17 protein-coding genes and 1 pseudogene are annotated in these 19,845 nt (G+C 63.1%); 12 read left to right on the forward strand and 6 right to left on the reverse strand.

Features of this window, described 5'->3' with window-relative positions; translation table 11 throughout:
• Window positions 1-4 precede the first annotated feature (4 nt).
• The 4 genes and pseudogenes from ACVCNR_RS18965 to ACVCNR_RS18980 all read left to right on the forward strand — a co-directional run.
• Window positions 5-1,054: pseudogene (locus ACVCNR_RS18965) on the forward strand (ABC transporter ATP-binding protein); the annotation flags it as partial.
• 277 nt (window positions 1,055-1,331) lie between these two features.
• Complete coding sequence (locus ACVCNR_RS18970; protein WP_447076031.1) at window positions 1,332-2,882, forward strand: sulfatase family protein; 1,551 nt, start codon at window positions 1,332-1,334, stop codon at window positions 2,880-2,882.
• Between the two features lie 6 nt (window positions 2,883-2,888).
• Window positions 2,889-3,851 carry a formylglycine-generating enzyme family protein gene (locus tag ACVCNR_RS18975; RefSeq protein ID WP_447076032.1) on the forward strand — a complete coding sequence of 321 codons (963 nt, stop codon included), beginning with the start codon at window positions 2,889-2,891 and terminating at the stop codon, window positions 3,849-3,851.
• Window positions 3,793-5,019 carry a DNA topoisomerase IB gene (locus tag ACVCNR_RS18980; protein WP_447076034.1) on the forward strand — a complete coding sequence of 409 codons (1,227 nt, stop codon included), beginning with the start codon at window positions 3,793-3,795 and terminating at the stop codon, window positions 5,017-5,019. The genes ACVCNR_RS18975 and ACVCNR_RS18980 overlap by 59 nt, the downstream gene beginning before the upstream one ends.
• Window positions 5,020-5,115: 96 nt before the next feature.
• Here ACVCNR_RS18980 and ACVCNR_RS18985 read toward each other — a convergent pair whose 3' ends face one another.
• The 3 genes from ACVCNR_RS18985 to ACVCNR_RS18995 all read right to left on the reverse strand — a co-directional run bounded on the left by ACVCNR_RS18985 (window position 5,116) and on the right by ACVCNR_RS18995 (window position 8,854).
• Entirely contained in the window at window positions 5,116-6,159 is a 1,044-nt protein-coding gene (locus tag ACVCNR_RS18985; protein ID WP_447076035.1) for a glutathione synthetase, read from the reverse strand.
• Window positions 6,160-6,167: 8 nt separating this feature from the next.
• Window positions 6,168-7,955, reverse strand: coding sequence for a flavohemoglobin expression-modulating QEGLA motif protein (locus ACVCNR_RS18990; protein ID WP_447076036.1), 1,788 nt, complete (start codon window positions 7,953-7,955; stop codon window positions 6,168-6,170).
• 83 nt (window positions 7,956-8,038) lie between these two features.
• Window positions 8,039-8,854, reverse strand: coding sequence for an N-formylglutamate amidohydrolase (locus ACVCNR_RS18995; RefSeq protein ID WP_447076659.1), 816 nt, complete (start codon window positions 8,852-8,854; stop codon window positions 8,039-8,041).
• Window positions 8,855-9,106: 252 nt separating this feature from the next.
• Here ACVCNR_RS18995 and ACVCNR_RS19000 point away from each other — a divergent pair, with 252 nt between their 5' ends.
• From ACVCNR_RS19000 to ACVCNR_RS19010, 3 genes are all read left to right on the forward strand, one after another.
• Window positions 9,107-10,312, forward strand: coding sequence for an NAD(P)/FAD-dependent oxidoreductase (locus ACVCNR_RS19000; protein ID WP_447076038.1), 1,206 nt, complete (start codon window positions 9,107-9,109; stop codon window positions 10,310-10,312).
• 118 nt (window positions 10,313-10,430) lie between these two features.
• The gene (locus ACVCNR_RS19005; protein ID WP_447076040.1) at window positions 10,431-10,736 is read left to right on the forward strand and encodes a putative quinol monooxygenase; all 306 of its coding nucleotides are present in this window, start codon (window positions 10,431-10,433) and stop codon (window positions 10,734-10,736) included.
• Window positions 10,737-10,922: 186 nt separating this feature from the next.
• Complete coding sequence (locus tag ACVCNR_RS19010) at window positions 10,923-11,801, forward strand: alpha/beta hydrolase (protein ID WP_447076042.1); 879 nt, start codon at window positions 10,923-10,925, stop codon at window positions 11,799-11,801.
• A gap of 13 nt (window positions 11,802-11,814) precedes the next feature.
• Here the strand turns inward: ACVCNR_RS19010 and ACVCNR_RS19015 are convergent, their stop codons facing one another.
• On the reverse strand, window positions 11,815-12,960 hold the full coding sequence (locus ACVCNR_RS19015; RefSeq protein WP_447076044.1) for a PQQ-dependent sugar dehydrogenase: 1,146 nt from the start codon (window positions 12,958-12,960) through the stop codon (window positions 11,815-11,817).
• A 381-nt stretch (window positions 12,961-13,341) separates the two neighbouring features.
• On the opposite strand from ACVCNR_RS19015, the gene ACVCNR_RS19020 reads away from it, so the two are divergent.
• Window positions 13,342-13,725: a VOC family protein gene (locus ACVCNR_RS19020; RefSeq protein WP_354193846.1), complete on the forward strand. Its 384-nt coding sequence runs from the start codon at window positions 13,342-13,344 to the stop codon at window positions 13,723-13,725.
• Window positions 13,726-13,782: 57 nt separating this feature from the next.
• A complete protein-coding gene (locus ACVCNR_RS19025; RefSeq protein WP_354193845.1) occupies window positions 13,783-14,445 on the forward strand; it encodes a glutathione S-transferase family protein in 663 nt (220 codons plus the stop codon).
• Between the two features lie 74 nt (window positions 14,446-14,519).
• Here the strand turns inward: ACVCNR_RS19025 and ACVCNR_RS19030 are convergent, their stop codons facing one another.
• Window positions 14,520-15,470, reverse strand: a complete 951-nt coding sequence (locus tag ACVCNR_RS19030; protein WP_447076046.1) for a LysR substrate-binding domain-containing protein — start codon at window positions 15,468-15,470, stop codon at window positions 14,520-14,522.
• 16 nt (window positions 15,471-15,486) lie between these two features.
• Here ACVCNR_RS19030 and tmpA point away from each other — a divergent pair, with 16 nt between their 5' ends.
• Together tmpA and tmpB are read left to right on the forward strand one after the other, a co-directional pair.
• A complete protein-coding gene (tmpA, locus tag ACVCNR_RS19035; RefSeq protein WP_447076048.1) occupies window positions 15,487-16,650 on the forward strand; it encodes a 2-trimethylaminoethylphosphonate dioxygenase in 1,164 nt (387 codons plus the stop codon).
• Window positions 16,647-17,255: a (R)-1-hydroxy-2-trimethylaminoethylphosphonate oxygenase gene (gene tmpB / locus ACVCNR_RS19040; RefSeq protein WP_447076050.1), complete on the forward strand. Its 609-nt coding sequence runs from the start codon at window positions 16,647-16,649 to the stop codon at window positions 17,253-17,255. The genes tmpA and tmpB overlap by 4 nt, the downstream gene beginning before the upstream one ends.
• 47 nt (window positions 17,256-17,302) lie before the next feature.
• Here the strand turns inward: tmpB and catB are convergent, their stop codons facing one another.
• Window positions 17,303-17,941, reverse strand: coding sequence for a type B chloramphenicol O-acetyltransferase (gene catB, locus ACVCNR_RS19045; RefSeq protein ID WP_354193841.1), 639 nt, complete (start codon window positions 17,939-17,941; stop codon window positions 17,303-17,305).
• Window positions 17,942-18,489: 548 nt separating this feature from the next.
• Between catB and ACVCNR_RS19050 the strand changes: the two genes are divergently transcribed.
• Window positions 18,490-19,836, forward strand: coding sequence for an extracellular solute-binding protein (locus ACVCNR_RS19050; RefSeq protein ID WP_447076052.1), 1,347 nt, complete (start codon window positions 18,490-18,492; stop codon window positions 19,834-19,836).
• The last annotated feature ends 9 nt before the right edge of the window (window positions 19,837-19,845 follow it).

The following is a 19,845-nucleotide window of genomic DNA, read 5'->3' on the forward strand; positions in this document are numbered from 1 at the left end:
GCTCATGGCTGAGGTCAATCTGCGCGGCGTGCGCAAAGCCTATGGTGCGGTGGAGGTGTTGCGCGGCATCGACTCCGACGTTGAGGACGGCGAGTTCGTCGCGCTGGTGGGGCCGTCCGGCTGCGGCAAGTCCACGCTCCTGCGCATGATCGCCGGGCTGGAGGACATTTCGCAAGGCGAGATCCGCATCGACGGCCGCCTCGTCAACAATGTGCCGCCCAAGCAGCGCGACGTGGCCATGGTGTTCCAGAACTACGCGCTCTATCCGCACATGACCGTGGCCCGCAACATGGGCTTTTCGCTGAAGCTCGCCTGCAAGAAGCAGGCGGAGATCGACCAGCGCGTGGCTTATGCCGCCGGCATTCTCGATCTTGCCCATCTGCTCGATCGTTATCCGCGCCAGCTTTCGGGCGGCCAGCGCCAGCGCGTGGCCATGGGCCGCGCCATCGTGCGCGACCCGCAGGTGTTCCTGTTCGACGAGCCGCTGTCCAATCTCGACGCCAAGCTGCGCGTGCAGATGCGCGCCGAGATCAAGGCGCTGCACCAGCGCCTGCGCACCACCACCGTCTACGTCACCCACGACCAGGTGGAGGCCATGACCATGGCCGACAAGATCGTCGTCATGCGCGACGGCTCGGTCGAGCAGGCCGGCGCGCCGCTCGACCTCTACGACCGGCCGCAGAACATGTTCGTCGCCGGCTTTATCGGTTCTCCATCCATGAATTTCATCGAGGGGCGGATCAAAGACGGCGGGTTCAGCGCGGCTTGCGGAATTGTTGCGCCGGCTAACGGACCGGGTGTCGATACCGGGCGCGAAAATGTGGTGCTGGGCATCCGTCCGGAACATCTGCTGCTCGACCCCTCGGGCGTCGAGGCAACCGTCACCGTGATCGAGCAGACCGGCTCCGAGACCTTTCTGCTTCTCGATGTCGCCGGCCAGCGGATCACCTATCTCGGCCGCGACCGCATCGCCATCAGGCCGGGGGAGACGGTGCGTATCCTGCCCGACCCCGGCCGGCTGCACTTCTTCGACGGCGAAAGCGGCCGGCGGCTGGACGCGCGGGCCGATACCTCGTTGCCCCTCCCCTCCCCTGCCCCTTCGGCGGGGCGGGGCGGCTCGCCGCACAAGCCGCAGCCGGGCGAGGAGCCCGCGCCGCGCCGCAAGGCCGGTCTTGGCAGGGTAGCGGCGGGCATGCTCTTTGCTGTCGGCATCCGCAGCGACGGCTACCGGCCAGAGCTTCACTATATGCGCGGTTCCGGCCCCGCCTCGGCGCGCGCCCGCGCCGAGGCCGAAGCGCACTGAACCCCGCCTGGACGCACGCAGGAACGACATGACCGCACGACCCAACATCCTCTTCATCATGTCGGACGATCACGCCGCGCGCGCGATCTCCTGCTACGGGGCCGGGCTCAACAGCACACCCAATATCGACCGCATCGCCCGCGAAGGCATGCGCCTCGACCGCTGCTATGTCACCAACTCGATCTGCACGCCGAGCCGCGCCTCGATCCTCACCGGCACCTACAACCATGTGAACCGGGTCACCACGCTCGACACCTATATCGACAACCGCCTGCCGCATGTGGCGAAGCACCTGCGCCAAGCCGGCTACCAGACGGCCATGTTCGGCAAGTGGCATCTTGGCGAGGGCAAGGCGCATCAACCGACAGGCTTCGACGAATGGTCGGTGTTTCCGGGTCAGGGCGAGTATTTCGACCCGCTGATGATCGGGCCTGACGGTGCGGAGGTCGTTTCCGGCTACGCCAGTGATATCGTCACCGACAAGTGCATCGATTTCCTGAAGCGGCGCGATCCCGACCGGCCCTTCTTCATGATGTGCCATCACAAGGCCCCTCACCGGCCCTTCGAGCCCCATCCGCGTCACCGTCATCTCCACGCCGACGGCAAGCTGCCGGTGCCGGAGACCTTCGACGACGCCTATGACAACCGCGCCGCGGCGGCGGCGGCCGCGAAGATGCGCATCCGCCGCGACATGACCTACAGGGACCTCGGCCTTGCCCAGCCTGAAGGCGGCGCGGAGGTCGGCGAATTGCTGGTCGCCGGCCGCAGGGACCGCAAGATCCCCGATCTTTCGGCAGGCGGCGAACTGCGTCTGGTCGATGCGGCGACGGGTGAGACCCACGTCTTCACCGATCCGGCCGAGCTCGCCCTGTTCAAGTACCAGCGCTACATGATGCGCTATCTGCAAACCGTCGCCGCCATCGACGAGAATGTCGGCCGCCTGCTCGACCATCTCGACGCCGAGGGGCTGACCGACGACACCATCGTCATCTACACTTCCGATCAGGGCTTCTTCCTCGGTGAGCATGGCTGGTTCGACAAGCGCTTCATGTATGAGGAATCGTTGCAGATGCCGTTCCTCATCCGCTATCCCGGGGTCATCGCGTCCGGCTCCATATCGGATAGGATCGCCATGAATGTCGATTTCGCACCGACCTTCCTCGACTATGCCGGCGCGCCGGTGCCGAACTACATGCAGGGCACCAGCCTGCGCCCGCTGCTGGAGCGGACGGCGGGTGAAGACTGGCAGGATGTCGCCTATCATCGCTACTGGATGCACAAGGACGATTTCCACAACGCCTTCGCCCATTACGGCGTGCGGGATTCCCGCTACAAGCTGATCTATTGGTACAACGATCCGCTTGGCGAGACCGGCGCGAACCATGGTGACGAGCCGCCGGAATGGGAACTGTTCGATTGCGTGGCCGACCCGTTCGAGCTGTGCAACCGGGCGGACGATCCGGCCTGTCGGGACATTTTCCTCGCCATGCTGGACAAGCTCGACGCCAAGATGGCCGAGATCGGCGACCTGCCCGAGCATGACAGCCGCGCGTTGCGCGCCAGCCTTGGCGGTATCTGAGGCGGCATGACCTGCTGTGCCCACTCCCGTTCATCCGGATCGTGGCGGAGCGCGGAGCTGGAGGCCGGGGCCGCGCAAGGCAAGGAAATTGCGGATGGCCCTGCCCGCGTGCGGTTCGAGGCTACAAAAAGCTTCGTTGGCACCGACCGCCCGCTGATCGCCGAGGACGGCGAAGGCCCGGCTCGGCCGGTGCGTCTCGACGCCTTCGAAATCGAGATCGAGACGGTGACTAACGACCGTTTCGCCGCCTTCGTCGCCGCGACGGGCTACGTCACCGAGGCCGAGCGCTTCGGCTGGTCGCCGGTGTTCATCGGCCTGCTTGCCGAAGGCGCCGGCTATTTCGCCAATGAGGGCCGCACACCATGGTGGGTGCGCGTGGACGGCGCCTGCTGGAAGGCCCCGGAAGGACCGGAAAGCGACCTGTCCGGCCGGGGCGACCATCCCGTGGTGCAGGTGTCGTGGAACGATGCACGGGCTTTCGCGCGATGGTGCGGCGGCCGCCTGCCCACCGAGGCGGAATGGGAACACGCCGCGCGCGGCGGCCTTGGTGACGTGCGCTATCCGTGGGGCGACGCCGAGCCCGACGACAACACTGTTTATTGCAACATCTGGCAGGGCGGCTTTCCCCACGGCAACACGCTGGCCGACGGCTATTTCGGCACCAGTCCGGTCCACGCTTTCGAGGCCAACCGGGCCGGCCTCTACGGCATGGCCGGCAATGTGTGGGAATGGACGCAGGATGGGTTTCGCGTGCGGTCACTGTCGAAGGCCGCGAAGGCGCGCAACCGGCACGCGGCGACGCAGCACGAGAAGGTGCTGAAGGGTGGCTCCTTCCTGTGCCACAGCTCCTATTGCCACCGCTACCGCATCGCCGCGCGTTCGGCGCTGGCGATGAATTCCTCCACCAGCAATGCCGGCTTCCGGCTGGCCTACGACATCGATCCGCAGCCCGGTTCTGACCCTGGCTGATGCCGGCCGCCTTCCGGGTGCCCGCCGGTCATTGTTTTGCCGGCGGAACCAAAGCGCATGGCCGCAATTTCCGTACATGCGAGAGCGGGAACCCGGTACGAGCATGGATATCAGGGAAGAACCGATCCTTTCGGCAGAACGCGTGGGGCTGACTTATGTCAGCGATACCGAACCGGGCTATCGACGCAAGCGTGCGGGAACGGGCTTCTGCTACGTCACCCCGCAAGGTGGCCATGTGAAGGACAAGGCCACCCTTTCCCGGATCAGGGCGCTGGTGATCCCGCCGGCCTGGACCGATGTCTGGATATGCAAGGAGCCGTCCGGCCATCTTCAGGCCACCGGGCGTGATGACCGGGGCCGCAAGCAATATCGCTACCACGACAAATGGACAGAGTGCCGTAACGCCACCAAGTTCTCCAGCCTCACAGGCTTTGCGCAGGCCCTGCCCGACCTCAGAGAGCAGGTGAGTGCCGATCTTCGCCGTCACGGGCTACCGCAGGAACGGGTGCTGGCGGCCGTGGTCCGGCTTCTCGACAACACCCTCGTGCGGGTGGGAAACGAGGCCTATGCCCGGCAGAACAAGAGTTTCGGGCTGACCACGCTGCGCTCCCGCCATCTGGAGGTCGAATGCGCCGAGATACGGCTCTCGTTCATGGGAAAATCGGGAAAGAAGTGGAATTTGAGCCTCCACGACCGCAGGATAGCCAAGCTCATCCGCACGATCCAGGAACTGCCGGGACAACGTCTGTTCCAGTATGTCGAAGACGGCGTCCGGCATCAGGTCTCTTCCCAGGATGTGAACGACTACATCGCCGACACGATCGGGCCGGATTTCACCTCGAAGGATTTTCGGACGTGGGGCGCCACGGTCTCGGCGGCACTGGCGCTCGAAAAGACGGCACTGCCGGCATCAAAGCGGGGCAAGACCAAGGCGCTCAATGCCGTGATCGACAAGGTCGCGAGGCTTCTTTGCAACACGAGGGCCGTGTGCCGCAGCTGCTATATCCATCCGGCAATCCTTGCCGCGTGGGAAGAAGGCCGTCTTGCGGCCGGAATGCGGGCGATCCGCCAACGGCAAACCCGTCCTTGCAAGGGGCTCGACGAGGGCGAAACCATCGTCCTGCGCTGGCTTTCGCGGCATAAGGATGAGAATTTGAGCCAAGGCTGACATCGACAGCCGTGGAGAACGAAAACACCTGGTGCGCCAAGTGTTTATCGACGAACCTTGGAATGTGCCGGTAGCTGCTTAGCCCCATTTCTGATGCTAGAGCGTGGCCAGTTCGCGGTTCGACAGCTGGCGGCCGTAACCGTCGCGGATGGTTATTTTCTCTTCAAGCGCGGCGATGACCGCATCGCAGAAACTGACCCCTAGAAGTTCGGAGACATTGTTCAGGCCTCCCGGCGTGAAGGTGTTGATCTCCAGAATCTTGTCGCCGACAATATCGAGGCCGACCAGGAACATGCCGTCCTGCATCAGCTTCGGCCGCACGGCATCAGCCACGGCAAGGACCGCGTCGGTGATCTCTGCCTGAACCACTGTGCCGCCGCGATGTACGTTCGACCGGGTTTCGCCGTCGGCGGGGACACGGCGAAAAGCGGCATATTTCCCCTCATGCATCAGCGGCCTGCCGTTCATCAGGAAAAACCGGATGTCTCCCTCGGTCGCCTCGGGCAGGTAGCGCTGGGCGATGAGATAGCCCTCGCCGCTCACGGCCTCGAATATCTGGTTGAGATTGGCGTCGCCGGGCGATGCGATCTTGAAGACATGCTTGCCGCCTGACCCTTGCAGCGGCTTGACGATGACGCCCTTCTTCTGGGCCTGGATGAAGTCGCGGATTTCATCGATGCTCTTCGCGATCAGCGTTTCGGGCCGCACCGCGTGCGGGAAATCCTGGAAATAGAGCTTGTTCTGTGCCTTGGCCAAACCATCGGGATCGTTGACGACGACGACGCCACGGGCTGCGGCCAGACGACCGAACAGCGTGCCGACATGCGCCGCCCATGGGCGCTCGCTGGCATCGAGGGAAGGATCGTTGCGCAGGAACAGCACATCGATCTCGTCTGTAGCAAGGCGCCTGGTTTCTCCCTCCGATTGCAGGGCTTTGAAGAAAGTCTCCGCCTTCTTGTACTTGCCGGACGGCGGCGTCAGGGCGCGGATGATCAGGGAATCGTCCGGGCACAGCACGAAATCCTCCGGCGTAACGTAGCAGATCTCGTGTCCACGCATGAGCGCCGCAAGCGCCAGGGTGGTCGTCGTGTATGCCGGGCTTTCGCCTTCGATGGAATTGACGAAGAACGCGATGCGCATCGTGGCTCCTATGCGTTGATCATGTCGATGGGAGAAAGGCCGGAACGGGCCTTATCAAGTCGTTCGGCCGCCCCCTTGCGTGTGAGGAACAGAGGCAGGATCCGGGCCGGTTTCAGGAGCCCGCGGCTCTCCAGTTCCTGAATGACCGGAAAATGCGACGCGGCGATCTTGCCGGACCAGAACGGATCGAGGCTGCCGCCGTCCTCGAGGTGGGCCAGAATCTCGAACAGCCCGCGCAGATAGATGGCGTCCTTCACGAAGCCGCCGCCGCGATAGACGCGCAAGGTCAGCGTAAAGGCAGTGTGCTCGCTGAAGCCGTGATCGCGCACCATGGTGTCGAAGGTCGTCTTGAAGCTCGCCCCCTCAAGCATCATGGCGCAGGCGATCACCCGCGCTGCGATGAGGCGCAACCGCGTGGCCGTCATGCCGCCGACGAGATATTCGGCCAGAACGGCCAGCCCTTCCTGCAATCCTTCGTATCCGGCCAGCCCGGACCGGAAAAGACGCAATCCTTGTGCAGACCCGTTGAAATAGGTGAGAAGGTGGACGCCGATCTCGTGGCTGAGAAGCGCCTCGACCCTGTGGCGAGGCACCGCCATTCCCTTGGCGATCAGCAACCGGCATCCGGTCACCATCATGCCGGACGGCAGGTCCTCCCGCAACTCGATCCGCGCGTCAAAGCCGGCATTGTCGTCACCATAGGCAGCGATCATCGCTTCGGCATGTTTCTTGATCGTGGTGGAACTCACCTGCCCGGGAGGAGAATCGCTCCGGCGGATGCGGCTCTTCGCGAGGATGCCTTTGGCGGCGTCGAGGAGTGAAGGCTCGACGGACCCATAGAGCGCTCTTCCGAGCTCACGGAAGCGAGCGGTCTCCCGTGCCGCGATCATGGAAAGCTGCAGGTCGATCTCCAGCCGCCGTTCCTCGTAAAGCCGGGACAGAACCGGATCCTCGAAGCGATCGAGATCGATCGAATAAAGCGCCCGTTTCTGTCGGTCCACGTCGACCGTCAAGGGCCGATAGAGAAATCGCGGGAAGCGCTTGTACCCGCTTTCGGCGAATTGCTCAAAAGCCGGGCCCGCGTTGATCGGGGTAACGGAAAGCAGGAAGTCGAATGATCGGGCGACCTCGTCGATGGCGTAGTCGGCCCGCGTCACCGTATCGATGAAAACCTTTCGTCCCAGGGCACGATGGGTTGCGGGATTCATGATGCCGGACCTGCGGACGAAGGCGGCAATGCCCTGAAGGATGGAATCCACCATGTTCGCAACGACGCGCTCGGAGAGATCCGGGTAAATCGTCTTTCCGTCTGGCGCGCGGTAGATGGGTGCAAAGGCTATGTGAAGCACGGGATAGCCCGTGAGACGGGAAACCAGCGGGGCGCCGGGCTTCTTTTGTGCAATCGTGGCCTTCGTGATCTGCGGCAGGCGGAATTTGACGTCGACGCCCTGGATGGCGCTGGCCGTGGCCGCGAGCGCCGCCTGCGCGGAGTTCTCCTCGGAGGCGGCGAGTTCGATCTCGAACGGCGGGAGCCGGGACGCATCCTCCGCCAGCGAATCCACGGGGAGTTCCGCCACCTCGATGACGAGGAAGGTGCCAAACCGTTCGATCATCACATCCGCCACTTCCGCGATGATCGCACGCGCTTCGCTCTGGGTGCGGAACAGAAGATGGGAGGCATTGGCCGATGCGACCGCCCGCGCGGCGGCGGCGGTGCGGACAAGCCGATGAATGACGATGAAGGGCAGCGGACGATCTATATGGAGGCGCGCGCCTCGACCGAGATCGCACCGCAAGGACTCTCCGTTTGCCAGTGCCTGCCGGATTCGCTCGGCAAGCGGGGCCGTATCCGGCCTGTTCGATCGCTTCCGCCCGGCTGTCACAGGATCACCCTCAGTCTGTCCTCCAGAACCGGGAGCGTGGCGCTGAGAGCGGCACGCAATTGCTCCAGCGTTTCGGGCAAGGGCTCGCCTGTCCATTCGTCCATGAACACTTTCTTGAACTCGACGGCGATCGCGCAGCCCGTGTGTGAAAACCGCTCATGGACGAAGCGGGTTTGCTCCCCCTTGCCCTCGAATGCCACGTTCTCCCTTACGTCGAGATAGGACCCCTGCACCTTCCGCGAAGAAAGCACGTCCATGAAGACATCCAGCAGAGGCGCCCATCGTGCCCGATCCATCGAGAACGTTCCGATGTTGATAACCGGGGCCTTTTGCGGGTCCGTCGGCCGGGCGCCTGCCCCGTCGCGTCGATGATTGTAGGAATGGACGTCGAGAAGCACGAAACCGCCATGCATGGCCTCGATGCCGGCCAGCATCTGTTCCAGCATCCCATAGTAGGCGTCATGAAGAGCAAGCGATGCATCGATGACAGGCTGTGGCGGGGCGTCTTTCCACACCTTGAGGCCCCAGGCCTGTTCCGGCCGAAGATAGACCGCCATGTCGCGTGCCCGGTTCAGATCGATCTCGAAGCGGGAGCGGTGAAAGACGATCCGGTTGGGAACATCGCGAATGAAGTATTCGGTGAACGGGTCCTCTTCCCGCAAGCGCTCGGCTTGCGGAAGGGCAAGCCGGCCCATGAGGTCGGCGCGGACATGACCGCCATTATGGATTGCCGTTCCAATCAGCGGTGAAAAGCTGCGCTCCACGCTCCACAGCGGCTCGCAAGGTCGAACCGGAAGCCCTGGATATGCGATAGCGCTGCTGTACGGTTCCAAATCGTCCCCCACTCAAAGCCAGCCGACCCGGCTTTCCCGGCTCTTGTGAACAGAACGATTTGATATGAATTGGGGTTCCGCCCCAGTGGAATGAAACGGTGCATTTGCTTCCGGGAGTTTTCCAGTGAAGCAGACCCGATGCTTCATGCTCTGCCAATGCCGCTGCAGGGGGCCGTCGAAAGTGGAACCGCAACCCACGGCGTTCGTTGAACAGCTTTTCGGGGGGACAGTATGCGCAAGCTCGATCTACGGACTGGAAGGACGGTCTGGAGTTCCTATCGTTCTCAACGAATTTCTGAAGAGCCGCTGACGCGTGATTTCCGCACGGACGTGCTTGTCATCGGCATGGGCATATCCGGTGCGATGACGGCCGATCTGCTGACGGAAGCCGGACACGGCGTGATCATGATCGACCGCCGGGGGCCTTCTCTCGGCTCAACGCGTGCAACGACCGCCCTGGTTCAGTTCGAAATTGACGTGCCACTTGCAAAACTGCGGCGAACCATCGGAACAGATAGGGCAACACGTGCGTGGCAACGCGCAAGGCTGGCCGTTGCCAATTTGCGCGGACGGATCGAGGAGTTGCAAATCCCCTGCCGGATGAAGGATCGCCCGACGCTCTATCTTGCCGGCAACGTGCTGAGCGGAAGCAGTCTCAGGCAGGAAGCGGAGATACGGGCCGCAGCCGGCCTTTCGGCGCGGTATCTCACGGCATCCGAACTCAAAGCCGGTTTCGACCTCCAACGCGAAGGCGCGATCCTTTCCGAGGGCAATCTGGCGCTCGATCCGGTCAAGCTCACTTCAGGCTTGCTTTCGCATGCACGGGCCCGTGGTGCCCAGCTCTTCGCCCCGGAAGAGGCGGTCGAAATCCGGTATCGCCGGGAGTCCGTCGAGGTGATGACACGATCCGGTCATCGGATCGAAGCGCGTTATGTCGTGCTTGCAACAGGCTATGAGCTGCTGGACGTCGCCAGGAATGATCGACACGAGATCATATCTACCTGGGCGATTGCAACGCGCCGGCACCCCAAGAGCAAGCTTTGGCCGGGCGAAGGCCTGATCTGGGAAGCTTCCGACCCCTATCTCTATCTGCGCACGACATATGACGGGCGCATTATTTGTGGCGGCGAGGATGAGGAGTTCAAGGATGAGGCTACTCGCGACGCGCTGATCCCTGAGAAGACCGAGCGCATCGTCGAAAAGCTTGGCAAGCTGCTTCCCGCAATCGACCCTACGCCGGAATTTGCATGGGCCGGAAGCTTCGGCACCACCCGCACCGGCTTGCCTCTGATCGGTCCGGTCCCCCGCAAGCCGCGCATTTTCGCGCTCATGGGCTATGGCGGCAACGGCATCACCTTCTCGCGTATCGGCGCGGAACTGATACGCAGCGCACTGGCGGGGCATGAGGATGTCGATGCCGATCTTTTCCGGCTGTGAGTTCGGGCCAGGCCCATCCTCAAAGCGAAACTTCTGCAGAATATGACCTGCAAGGTAATGGATCAGGGCCGCCGGGCCTGACAGCGTGAAGGCAGCCGCTGGAAAAAGGATGAACTTGATGGAAACCTATCTGATACGCTTTACCGTGCGCCCCGGCCAGCGCGAGCGCTTTCTGGGGTTGCTGACCGCGGTTCTGGAGCAGATGCGGAAAGAGAAAACCTTTATTGATGCACGTCTTGCCCAGGTCGCAGACAAGCCGAACGAATTCGTGCTGCACGAGACATGGGCCATCCGCGAGGACGTGGTCAACGTGCAGCTAAACCGTCCTTATCGGCGGGATTGGCACGCCGCCTTGCCCGATCTTCTCGAATGTGAGCGCGACATCACGATCCTCTCGCCTTGTTGGCCTGCCATGTCGGACTGATGTTTGCCTGGCCCGGTGGAATTCTGATCCGCCCTGCCCCTGGACATGCCCAAGCTCATGATCGTACGATTATCTTGACTAGTTTAATCATATTATAGCAAGGGTAGCTTGTACGATCAGCCAACTTCGACGGTTCGCTATTCGGCTTCAGCGCCACCAGCCCCGCTACCTAATTGAGTACCGCTTATGCTTGAATTTCCCGCTCACAGGCGCGCCTTCCTCGCCGGTCTGCTGTCCATAATGGGTAGCAAGGCCTTCGCGCAGCCTCGAATATCGGAAGCGGAACTGGCCATCTTTTCAACGGGGCCGGCGACGCATGCCCTGGCGAGGCGATTGGTGCACACCGGCGAAGGACGTACCTATCAACTGTTCACGGCAATGCCCCGGCATCCGTCGCCGGCCGGCGGCTATCCTGTACTTTACATGCTGGACGGCAATGCAGCCTTCAATGCGCTCACGGTCGCGCTTCTTGCCAGCGCACCTCAACTCGTCCTGGTCGGGGTCGGCTACGACACCCCCCTGCGCGTGGATGTGAACCAGCGCTCACTGGACTATACGCCTCCCGTCGGTGAGGAACCGGTCAAGGATCCTGGTCGGGCCGGCAGGATGATCGGAGGCGCAGACCGTTTTCTGACCGCCCTGACGGGCGAACTTCGCGACGAAGCGGAGCGTGGCGTCGACGTGAATCCTGACCGTCGCGCCATCTGGGGACATTCCTACGGAGGCCTGTTCGCGCTCTACGCTCTGTTCGCGCGGCCCGAAGTGTTTGCCCGGTATTGCGCTATCAGCCCATCCGTGGGCTGGCACGAAGGAAGGCTCCTTGCATTCGAGCAGGCTGCGGGCCCCCTGGAATCGGCGAAAGATGTGCTGATCGCACTCGGAGACAGCGAGCGGCGGCGTGGCGACAACAGTCCTCCCGCCCCCTCGCCGCGCACCATGGAACTTGTGGAGCGTCTTCGCTCGAAGTCCGCGATCGACCTCCAGAGCCATGTCCTGAAAGGTCTCGGCCATGGCGCGACCATGGCGGCGTCGCTTCCGCTGTCGCTGCCATTTGCGGCCGCCTGACCAGAAAAGAACGTCAGCCTGACGGCGTCAGGCGCAGCAGCCGTCCGGGATTGTTGTCCTCGATGACCCAGACAGCGCCGTCGGGGGCGACGGCGACATCGCGGATGCGTGCGCCCATGCTCCAGCGCTCGGCTTCGTCGGGGCGGCCGTCGGCATTGAATGCGATGCGCACAAGCACGCGGGCCGAAAGCCCGCCGATCAGCGCAGAGCCCTGCCATTCCCGGAACATGGCGCCCTCGTAGAAGGCAAGGCCAGCCGGTGAGATGACGGGATTCCAGTAGACGGCCGGCGCCGCGAATTCGGGCCGGGTATCGTGGTCGGGAATGGCGACGCCGCTGTATTCGCTGCCATTGGAAACGATCGGCCAGCCATAGTTCCGGCCTTGCTCGATCAGGTTCAGTTCGTCGCCGCCGCGCGGTCCCATCTCGTGCTGCCAAAGGCGGCCGTCGGGTGCGAAGGCGAGGCCGTAGGGATTGCGATGGCCTGTCGTCCATGTCTGCGCCTGCACGTCGCCCTGCCCGGCAAGCGGGTTGTCCGACGGCGTGCTGCCGTCGAGATTGAGCCGCAGCACCTTGCCACGTGCCTGTTCGGGATCCTGTGCGCTTGTGGGTCGCATGCGTTCGCCGACCGTCAGGAACAGATGGGTTCCCTGCGGGTCGAAGGCGATGATGCCGCCCGGATGGCCGCTGCCACCTCCCGGTGTTTGCCGCCAGATCACCGCGGCGTCGGCGAGCGTCGCCTCATTGTCCGAAACGGAAAGCGTGGCGCGCGACAGTGCCAGGCGGTTGCCGCCGGCGTCGGGTTCGACATAGGTGAAATAGACCGTCGAGCTGGATTCGAAATCCGGCGCGACGGCGATGTCGAGCATGCCGGTCTGGCCGGATGCCGCAACCTCGGGCACATTGCCGAGCTCGATTTTCCCGCCGGTCGGGGTGACGAGAAAGGCCCGGCCCGGCTTTTCGGTGACGAGCATCTGTCCATCGGGCAGGAATGCGATGGCCCAGGGCGTATCGAACTCGGCAACGGCCTGTGCGGCGAAGGGCGGGTTGGTGCTTGCCGGCCGGTCACCGGCATTGATCCTTTGGGCCTGTGCGGCGCTGTTGAACATCAGCGCAGCGGCCAGCGCTGCCGTCGCCAGAGATGTTTTGTGCCGGGTCATGATGCCTCCGATGAGCAAATCTTGTCTTGGCAAGCGTCCGGTGAATTGCAGGGGCGGCGCTTCCGATCCCCGTCCCTGCCCGACAGGACCACAATCGATGGGCAAGATAACGACCGGGAGCGGATATTGATCGGTCAACGGGATCAACTTGTCGTCATAAACTGCACTCCTCAATTGGAAAATGGCGCGGCCGGATTCCGGAAACCTGTTCACGCTGCCGGCCGCATGACAGGCCGGTGCCTGGCGAAAGCATCGCCGGACCGCATCGATAACGGCTTCACAACACGGAACTATAGGCGGCTGATCATACTTTTTTCGTTCGGGGTGTCGGAACCGAAGCGTCTCATGCGTCCTAATGGTATCAGCAACAGGAGACATCCGATGAGTGGAATTCAGGAAAAGGCTTCCTCGGCCATCGTCGCGGTGGGCGACATCGAGCGGGCGCGGCGCTTCTACAGCGATATGCTGGGGCTGGAACTCGTGCAGGACGGCATGGAAGACGTGCTGGTCTACAAGACCGGCGCGACGCATCTCGTCGTCTACCCCTCCGAATTTGCAGGCACCAACAAGGCCAACGCCGTGGTCTGGGACTGCGGTGCCGATCTGGATGCCATCGCGGCCGATCTGCGCGCCAAGGGTGTGCAATTCGAACGCTACGAGATGGAGGGCGTGACCTACAAGGACGGCGTCCACGACGCGGACGGGTTCAAGATGGTCTGGTTCAAGGATCCCGACGGCAACATCCTGCATCTGAACAGCGCATGAGATACGTCGCCAACCCGCTGCGAAAGCGGCCCCGGCCGCCAACAGGAAAGTGAGCCCATGCCCAAACCGTTGATCATCTGGACCTATGACTGGGTGCCGGGAGGAAAAGGCAGCCCACGCGGCCATGTCCGCGACATCAGGTTGCGTTGGGCCTGCGAGGAGGCCGGGATCGCCTATGAGGTCCGCACCGTTCCCTTCGACGAGCGCGGTCCGGAGCATTTCGCGCGCCAGCCCTTCGGGCAAGTGCCATTTCTCGAAGACGACGGCATCGTGATCTTCGAGAGCGGCGCCGCGCTCCTGCATCTGGCCGGCAAGAGCGACGTGCTGATGCCGCGTGACCGGCAGGGCGCGGCGGAAACGCTCCAATGGATTGTCGCCGCGCTGAATTCGATCGAGATGGTGACGGTGCCGTGGTGGTTCATTGGCTTGTCGACGTCCGGCGACAATCCGCTCGAAGGCTGGATGGCCATGCGGCTGGAACATCTCGAAAAGGTGCTTGCCACCCGCGAGTGGTTGGCGGCCGGCCGCTTTACCGCTGCCGACATCCTCATGGCGGACGTGCTGCGCATCCCGAAAGTCCGCGGGTTCGGAACCTTCCCGGCCCTCGGCGCCTATGTCGAGCGCGCCTGCGCCCGTCCGGCCTTCAGGAAGGCGAAAGACGACCAGATGGCGCATTTCGCCGCGGCGGACACATGCAGAGCGGAAGTGCCCATGAAATGACGGTTCAAAGGCTCAGGACGGGATGCCCCGTTTGAGCCGGCGCCGCAGGTTCATCCGCATCCCGGGCGCGACCTTCATCCAGCGGCAGGTTTAGTAAGAATATCCTTCAAGGCCTTGAATTCCCTGAAATTCGGCCGGCGAAGCGGCCACATGATCCAGTAACCCATATCCATGGAAAGGCTTCCGGCCTCGAGGCGGACCAGCCGGCCGGCTTCGAGTGCCGAATGACAGAGCGGCAGCGAGCCGAGGAGCACGCCGGCGCCCGCCTCGGCGGCGCGAAGCGCTTGCACGAAGGTGTCGAAGCGCAGCACCGGGACGGGTGGCGGCTGCGCTTCGGCGGCAAGCGCCCAGTCCCGCCAGCCGAGCCTGGGGCCCGATACGGCAATGCGGGGAAGATCTTGCCAGTCGCGCCCTGTGCTGTGCACTAGGCCGGGCGCGGCGACTGGCGCAAGTTCCTCGCTGTAGAGCCGGTCCGCCTTCATGTCCGGCCAGATACCGGCGCCGAAACGGATTTCGATGTCCGCCTCGCTGCGCGGATAGTCAGGCAGGCGCTGGATCGTCTCGAACGATAGCTGGAGCTGCGGCAAAGCTCGTGCAATTCGAACCAGGCGCGGCGCGACCCACAGTTCGATGATGGACGAAGAAGCCGCGATGGTGAGTTTGCGGCGTGGCGCGGAAAACAGGTTGGCCGTCGAATGGGCAAGCTGGTCGAGCGCGGCCTGCACATGGGGCAGCCAGGTTTCGCCCTGGGTGGACAGGCTCACGCCACGCGCCTGCCGGTCGAAAAGCTGCGCGCCGATCCGCAGCTCGAGATTGCGGATGCGCTGGCTGACGGCAGCCTGCGTCAGGCCCAGCTCACCGCCGGCGGCTGTGAAGCTGCCCAGCCGCGCCGCCGCTTCGAACACGCGAATCCATTCAAGCGGTGGGAGGTCGCCGGAGGCTTTAGTCATAATGAAAACAGGGTCATGTTGTTGGAAATTGTTGATTGTCATTATGCCTTGCCAGGACTTCAATGTCGATGACATGAACCTGGAGGCAAAAATGCTGTCGAAAGCGGACATTCTCGACGACGGAAAATCAATCGCCCTGACATGGTCCGATGGTGTCGTGCGGCGCTTCCATGCGATCTGGCTTCGCGACAACGCTCGTGACGAGCAGACGCGCGCGCCCGGCAATGGACAACGGCTGATCACGCTCGGCGACATCCCGGCCGACACCGTGGTGTCCCGTGCAGAAATCCGCGACGGTGCGCTTCATGCGACCTTTCACCCGGAAGGCCGGACGATTCCCTTCGACAGCGCATGGCTGGCCGACCATGCCTATGACGGTCCGGCGCCCGCCGTCGCGGGATGGACGGCGCCCAATATCGAGACCTGGGATGCTTCGCTTGGCGACAACATCCCGCTGGCGGCGTTCTCCGAGGTTTCCAGTGACAGTGACGCTCTGGCGCGCTGGCTGGCGGGCGTGCGCCGCTACGGTTTCGGCAAGCTCGCCGGCGGGCCGGTGAAGCCCGAGGCCTTGCTGGAGGTCGCCGCGCTGTTCGGCTATGTGCGCGAGACCAACTATGGCAGGTATTTCGAGGTGCGCACCGAGGTCAACCCGAGCAACCTTGCCTATACCGGGCTCGGGCTCCAGGCCCATACCGACAATCCCTATCGCGATCCGGTTCCGACCCTGCAGATCCTCTACTGCCTCGAAAATTCTGCCGAGGGCGGCGAGAACATGGTGGTCGACGGGTTCCGGGCGGCCGAGCGCCTGCGGGCGGAAGATCCGCGCGGTTTCGACCTGCTGTCCCGCTATTGCGCCCGCTTCGAGTATGCCGGCAGTTCCGGTGTCTGCCTGCAATCGCGGCGGCCGATGATCGAACTTGCACCGGATGGCGAGCTGATCGGCATCCGCTTCAACAATCGTTCGACGGCGGCCATCACCGATGTGCCCTTCGAGGACATGGCGGACTATTACGCGGCCTATCGGCGGCTGGGCGAAATCATCGACGACCCCTCCATGGAAGTCACCTTCAAGCTCGCTCCCGGCGAAAGCTTCATCGTCGACAACACCCGCGTGCTGCATGCACGCAAGGGTTATTCGGGCGCCGGATCGCGCTGGCTCCAGGGCTGCTACGCCGACAAGGACGGCCTTCTGTCCACGCTGGCCGCCATCGAAGCCGGCAGGAATTCCTCGAAGATCCCGGAGGCAGCTGAATGAACGCGCAGGCCAAGGACGAACTCACCCACCGGACAATCGTGGCGTTTCTGGCCGATATCTTCGAGCGCCGGGGCGGCGAGGAGTATCTCGGCGAGCCTGTAACCATGGCCGAGCACATGCTCCAGGGCGCCTGTCTGGCACAGCGGCAGGGCGAAGAAGAAAAAATCATAGTGGCTGCCCTTCTCCATGATATCGGCCACTTCACCAGCGAATTCGGCACGTTCTCGATGAACGACACACATGACAAGCACCATGAAGAGGCCGGCGCGCTGGTGCTGGAGCGCTTCTTTCCCACCATCGTCACCGATTGCGTACGTTATCATGTGGCTGCCAAGCGTTATATTTGTGCCACCGATCCGAAATATTTCGACGAGCTTTCCGAAGCTTCGATCCATTCGCTGAAACTGCAAGGCGGCCCGATGAACGCCGAGGAGATCGCAGCCTTCGGGAAGCTTCCCAATTTCAGGGAGATCGTGAAGGTCCGCTATCTCGATGATGCGGGTAAGGTGGCGGGAATGGCCACCCCCGGATTTTCCTACTACGCCCCGATGGTGCAAAGGGTCGTGGACGATCATATGCAGGCATCCGGCCGGATTCCGGCTTGAGGAACCTCCGGCCTTCGGGCTGCCGTACGTAGCGAGGCCCCTTGCTGCTACCGGCTGATGTTGATGGTCGCTTTCCAGTGGCGGTGGAGGGCTTCCACGTCGCCGCTGGTCAGGACAGGCATCGCGTCGTGCAGTTGATCGTCGCTCCAGTTCCACCATGCCATTTCCAGCAACCTGTCGATGTCGGCGTCGCTGAAGCGCTTGCGGATCACCTTGCCCGGATTGCCGCCGATGATGGCGTAGGGTTCGACATCGCGCGTCACCAGTGCGCGAGTGCCGATTACCGCGCCATGGCCGATGGTGACGCCCGGCATGACGATGGCTTCGGAGCCGATCCACACATCGTTGCCGATGACCGTATCGCCTGCCGGAAGATAGCCGTTCTGCGCACCCGCAAAGGCCGGAACCTCGCTCATCCAGTAGAACGGAAAGGTGCTGATCCAGTCGTTGCGATGTCCCTGATTGCCCGCCATGATGAAGGCCGCGCCTGAGCCGATGGAGCAGAAGCTGCCGACGATCAGCCTGTCGGCGCCTTCCTCGGGCAGAAGAAACCGGGCGCAATCATCGAAGCCGTGACCGTGGTAATAGCCCGAATAGTAGCTGTAGCGCCCCACGACGATGTTCGGGTGGGTGACCTGCTTGTCGAGCGTAATGCCCCTGAAGGGGCTTTCGAAGAAATTGTGCATGAGAAGTACCGATGAAGGAAGCTGCATTGGCGGCGTCGAGGGGCACGCCGTGGCATAACAAAACCCGCCGGCCACGAGCGGAGAGCCGGCACGAAGGCTTCTCGCGTCGATGACGCGGAAGCGCGTTCAGGTGGTACAGTCAGCGGACTTCATAAAACCCTGATGCCACTTAATTAGAGCACTGGCAAGGCGTCGGTACCTCTCACGGCATTTGCATCGATATGCCGATCGAGGCGGGCAACACCTGGGCAGTGGATCGTCAGCCTGGCTCCCTTGAAGACACAGGAAGACCAATCGGTATTGCCCGGTACGGTCGGTTGACGAAAGGTCGGGTCGATGCCATTGTACACGTGTGCAATGCCTGCTGCGCCAGAAATGGCGGATAATCTGCACACGTGCGCAAAATGTCATCCGACTGTCAGCAGGGAGGATCATAACCAATCGACATTCCGGATCTGGAACGCGGGTCGTCACGAGCTGACGAGCCTCTTTCCCGGACAGATCATGGCGCCGGCAGGCGACGCACCGACAAAGGGAGGTCGAGAGAGATGACAATATCGCGTTTGGCGATCTGGGCAGGCGCTGCGGCCGTGGCGCTTCTTGGCAACATTGGCCTTGCGGCCGCGCAGAACGTCACCATCAGCATCTGGTCCGGCGGCACCGGACCGAACGACAATTACCGCGTGGACGCCATCGAAATGGCGGCCGACATCCTCGAGCGGGAGCGGTCCGTCGCCGGCGAGGACCTCAACATCACCGTCGAGAAGAAGGTCTATCCCGGCTGGGACGATTTCAAGCAGGCGCTCACGCTGGCCGCCGAGGCCGGCAATGCCCCCAACATCGTGGTCACCGGCCACGAGGACATCGCGCCGTGGTCGCAGTCGGGCCTGATCGTGCCGGCCGAGGACTATCTGAACCTCGACGCCTGGCCGATCAACGACATCTACGAGAACCTGATGGAGATCGCCTCGTATGGCGGCGTGGTCTACGGCCTGCCGCAGGATGCGGAATCGCGTCCGTTCTTCTTCTGGAAGCCGCACATGAAGGCGATCGGCTATTCCGACGAGGACCTGGAGGCGCTGCCGGCGCGGGTGCAGGCGGGCGAATACACGCTGGCCAACGTGCTGGAGGACGCCAAGAAGATGCAGGATGCCGGCGTCGTGCAGCCTGGATACGGCTTCTATCCGCGTCCCGAGAACGGGCCGGATTACTGGCAATTCTACACCTCCTTTGGCGGGGTGATGGAGGAGGACGGCAAGCTCGTTCTCGACAAGGCCGCGATGCAGCGCTTCTACCAGTTCTTCGCCGATGCGGCCGCTGCCGGCGTGACCCGCAAGAACCACATCGGCACGCCAACCGACCAGTGGTATTCGGAAGTGCCGAGCGGCAAGGTCGGCATCTGGCACGGCGGCACATGGCACTATGCCCGCTACGTGAACCAGGAAGGTCTCCAGGACTTCTTCGGCAACGTTGCCTTCACGCTCATTCCCGCAGGCGAAGGCGGCAAGGCCAACACGCTCACCCACCCGCTCGTCTACCTGCTGACCAGCGGCCACGGCGAGGAGCAGACCAATATCGCGGCCGAACTGATCAAGATCGCCTCGGAGCCGCGCATCAACACGCTGCACGCCATCAAGTCGGCGCATCTGGGCATCGCCCATCAGCAGTCCAACATCGACCTCTATTCGAACGACCGCTGGGCGCGCGAGGCGACGGAACGGCTTCTGCCCCATGCCAATGCCATGCCCAACAACACCAATTTCGGCGTCTACTGGAGCGCGATGTGGAAGGGGCTGGAAAGTGCGTGGACCGGCCAGAAGACCCCGGAGCAGGCGGTGAGCGACGTGGAGGCGGAACTGCGCAACAGCCTCGGCGAGGCCATCGTCATCCGCTGACGGGCACGA

The organism is Aquamicrobium terrae (genome assembly GCF_052978165.1).